Consider the following 3,502-nt stretch of genomic DNA (forward strand, 5'->3'; position numbering starts at 1 on the left):
GGCTGTTGCTCCTACAATAATAGCTGTTTTCTTTTTCTTAATTGAGTTATTCATAAAACCTCTTTTTTGTTGTGTTTAAAATAATGCCTAATTATACCCAATTTCATATATATATATATATATATATTGGTGTTTTTAGAGGTTTTTTGGTGATTTTGGGGCGCTTTTGGGGAATTTTATTCCAAAAACTCTGAATTTTAAACAAACGCATTAAATATATTTATATTTAAAATTTTGGCCTTAAATAGCCAAAAAAAGTAATAAAAATACGTTACCTTATGTAACGTTTATGCTGTTTATCTAACGTAATTATATAATTTTTGAAATCATATATATTAGTGCTGTTTCAGCTCTTAAAATTGTTTTAGCTGATTATATTATTGCAACATGGATCCTTTATATACATTATTTAATAACATTATGTAATTTTTATTTAAAAGAAACTTTTGGATATTTTGCCAATATTTTTTTTGTTGTTTCACAAATCTTACCCTTCAGTTCACTGTGTTTTATTTTGTTATGATTTTCATGAACTTCAATAGCATCATCTAAACCCGAATATCTTGATTTAATATTTGATTTTAAACTCTCATATGTACTTGTATAAATTTGATCAATTTCATCCTCGCTTGAATCTACAAAAAAGCAATGTGTAACTTCATGTAGGATCGATCTAAAAATGAAGGCTTCACACTCATAAATATCAGAAACAAATATTAATCTTCTAGCACCTTTTTGAAAAGCAATTCCTTCAATATTACTATTTTCAATAAAAGGCATTGTAATTAAAATCATTCCTTTGGTTAAAAGAAAGTTTTTTATTTCTAATATTTTTTGTTTGAAATTTAAAGAATCTTGGCAAATGATTTTAATTATTTTTTTTAACACTAAATTAAAACTTGTTTTTCTAAAAATTCCCAAACTCTTATCGTTAATTAAATTAGGGATAGAAAGTTCACAAAACCTAATTCACACTTTACTATTAGGATTTTTGTATACACTTTCATCAGCTATAGCATTATTTTTTAAATAATCATCATAATACCTTAAGTCTGCAACGCCATAAAACCTATTCATCATCATTAGTTTTTTATTTATTGGCATTTCAGTGCTCAATTTAATATTGCTTATTAAAGGTAAATGAGGATTTTTAATTAAAAATTCTTCTCCATAATTTTTAAGCAAACTTGAAATATTTTTAGTATCAGCTTTTTCTTTATTTGAATAAATTGAATAAACTTCAGATAATGTACCTAATTCTAAATTGAATACATTTTCAAGACCTTCAATAATAGCCAAACTAAGATTTACATTAGTTGGGCTATTTATAATAATATAAACATACTGTGTGCTAATTCCTAAACGTTGTGCTAACTCTTTTTGAGACATTGAATATTTATTCAAATAATATTCAATTTCTTTACCAAAATTTGAACCATGTAATTCAATGTGTTTTAAATCACATATATGTTTTTCTTGCATATCTAAAAACTGATATCCTCATTAACTACACCGTTTGGTAGTAATTCTTCAATACTTAGTTCTAAACTGTCTTTAGAATCTGTAGTATGAAGAATTACTTTAGCATTAGGTTTTAAGAATTGATACATCACTTGTCTACAAGCACCACAAGGATATAAATACTTATTTAAATTACTAATTATGTGTATTTCCTTAAAAGCGCCCACCTTAGCGCCATATGCAACTGAACCAAATAAAGCTGACCTTTCAGCACAAAGCCCACTAGGGTATGCAGCATTTTCACAGTTTACACCATAATATTCTTTGTTATTTTCATCTATTGCTGCCGCTGCAACTTTAACCTTAGAAAAAGGTGAATATGCTAAATCTAATTTTTGTTTTAACGTTTCTTTTTTCATATTTAATATTTTACCATACCTTTGATTTAACACTTTTTTTAAAATACTAATTTAAAAAAATGTAATAAATTGCTGTCAAGTAATTTTGCTTAACATTTAAATTTTTTGTGGTAAAATAATCTCATTATTAAAAATACATAAATAAAATAATATTAAGAATTTTAAGAAAGGAAATTTATGGTTAAACTTAGACTTAAAAGAACCGGTAAAAAATTCCATGCAATTTACAAAGTTGTAGCTTCTGATGCAAGAGCTCCTCGTGATGGTAAATTTATCGATGAACTTGGTCACTATGACCCACACACCAAAAAATTAGTATTAAATGAAGAACTAACTACAAAATATTTAGATAACGGAGCTAAACCAACTGATACCGTTAGAACTTTACTAAAAAGAAACGATTTCTACAAAAATTACATATCTAACAAAAAATAAACAATTATGAAAATAAACATACTCACATTATTTCCGGCTTACTTTGAAGCATTTCAATCTCAAAGTATAATTGCAAAAGCAATTAGACTAGGGCACTTAGAAATTAACATTATTGACTTTAGAAAATTTTCTAAAGAAAAAAGAAATAAAGTTGATGACACTGTATATGGTGGTGGTGATGGGATGCTTTTACAAGTTGAACCAATTGATTTAGCTTTGGAAAGTGTTCCAAATAGCTACAAAATTCTTCTTAGCCCACAAGGTCAAACTTTCAGTCAAACAAAAGCACATGAATTAACCAAACATAAAGAAATAACCTTAGTTTGTGGTCATTATGAAGGTTTTGATGAACGTGTATTAAACTTTGTTGATGAAGAATTATCAATTGGTGATTATATTCTTACTGGTGGTGAAACCCCAGCTATGGTAATATCAGAAGCTGTGGCAAGATTAGTGCCAGGTGTACTAAGAAAAGCAAGTCATGTAAATGAAAGTTTTGAAAATGATGGACTACTGGATTATCCACAATATACAAAACCTGCGGTTTATAAAGGACTTAAAGTACCAGAAGTACTACTATCTGGTAATCATGAACTAATAAAAAAATGACGTGAGGAAAATGCTTATTTAAAAACCTTAAAAAATCGAAAAGATATCATTGAAAGGAAAAAGAATGAGAAGTAAATTATTAGAATTTGTAGAAAAAGATCAAATTAGAACAGACCTTCCTGATATAAGAGAAGGTTACAATGTTAGAGTTCACGTTAGAATTAAAGAAGGCGATAAAGAAAGAATTCAAGTTTTTGAAGGTTTAGTTATTGCTTCTTATGGCGAAGGTATCAATAAATCAATAACAGTTAGAAAAGATTCATATGGTGTAGGTGTTGAACGTGTATTTAAAGTTAACTCTCCTTTAATTTCAAACATTGAAGTTAAAAGAAAAAATAAAGTTAGAAGAGCTAAACTTTATTACATGAGAGGTCTAAAAGGAAAAAGTGCTAGATTGAAAGAAATTAAAGGAAAATAATTTTCAACTAGATGATACAAAAAAGTGCAATTCTAAACATGTCCCCTATTAGTGGACAAATCAATTAAACCTTTCTCATGTAATGACACGGAGAGAGGTTTTTTAGTTTAATTTGTATTCTAATATTATTATAGTAATTTATAAAGTCAGTAATTAGCTC

Annotated in this window: 6 protein-coding genes; 3 read left to right on the plus strand and 3 right to left on the minus strand. The window is 27.2% G+C overall.

Going from position 1 to position 3,502, the window contains the following annotated elements; all coding sequences use genetic code 4:
- Positions 1–429: 429 nt before the first annotated feature.
- Both JXZ91_RS03755 and cdd read right to left on the minus strand, forming a co-directional pair.
- The gene (locus JXZ91_RS03755) at positions 430–1,482 is read right to left on the minus strand and encodes a helix-turn-helix domain-containing protein (protein ID WP_205851527.1); all 1,053 of its coding nucleotides are present in this window, start codon (positions 1,480–1,482) and stop codon (positions 430–432) included.
- A gap of 2 nt (positions 1,483–1,484) precedes the next feature.
- On the minus strand, positions 1,485–1,880 hold the full coding sequence (gene cdd, locus JXZ91_RS02965) for a cytidine deaminase (protein WP_205851528.1): 396 nt from the start codon (positions 1,878–1,880) through the stop codon (positions 1,485–1,487).
- A 177-nt stretch (positions 1,881–2,057) separates the two neighbouring features.
- Here cdd and rpsP point away from each other — a divergent pair, with 177 nt between their 5' ends.
- From rpsP to rplS, 3 genes are read left to right on the plus strand one after another with little or no spacing between them, the layout of a single operon-like run.
- On the plus strand, positions 2,058–2,315 hold the full coding sequence (gene rpsP / locus JXZ91_RS02970; RefSeq protein ID WP_205851529.1) for a 30S ribosomal protein S16: 258 nt from the start codon (positions 2,058–2,060) through the stop codon (positions 2,313–2,315).
- Positions 2,316–2,321: 6 nt separating this feature from the next.
- Positions 2,322–2,999, plus strand: coding sequence for a tRNA (guanosine(37)-N1)-methyltransferase TrmD (trmD, locus tag JXZ91_RS02975; RefSeq protein ID WP_205851530.1), 678 nt, complete (start codon positions 2,322–2,324; stop codon positions 2,997–2,999).
- Positions 2,989–3,342 (plus strand): 50S ribosomal protein L19, encoded by a 354-nt coding sequence (rplS, locus tag JXZ91_RS02980; RefSeq protein WP_205851531.1) that lies wholly within the window; start codon positions 2,989–2,991, stop codon positions 3,340–3,342. The genes trmD and rplS overlap by 11 nt, the downstream gene beginning before the upstream one ends.
- 64 nt (positions 3,343–3,406) lie before the next feature.
- Here rplS and JXZ91_RS03775 read toward each other — a convergent pair whose 3' ends face one another.
- The gene (locus tag JXZ91_RS03775; RefSeq protein ID WP_373422513.1) at positions 3,407–3,496 is read right to left on the minus strand and encodes an IS3 family transposase; all 90 of its coding nucleotides are present in this window, start codon (positions 3,494–3,496) and stop codon (positions 3,407–3,409) included.
- Positions 3,497–3,502 lie beyond the last annotated feature (6 nt).

Source organism: Mycoplasma enhydrae, assembly GCF_017116825.1.
Classification (GTDB): Bacteria; Bacillota_I; Bacilli_A; order Mycoplasmatales; family Metamycoplasmataceae; genus Metamycoplasma; species Metamycoplasma enhydrae.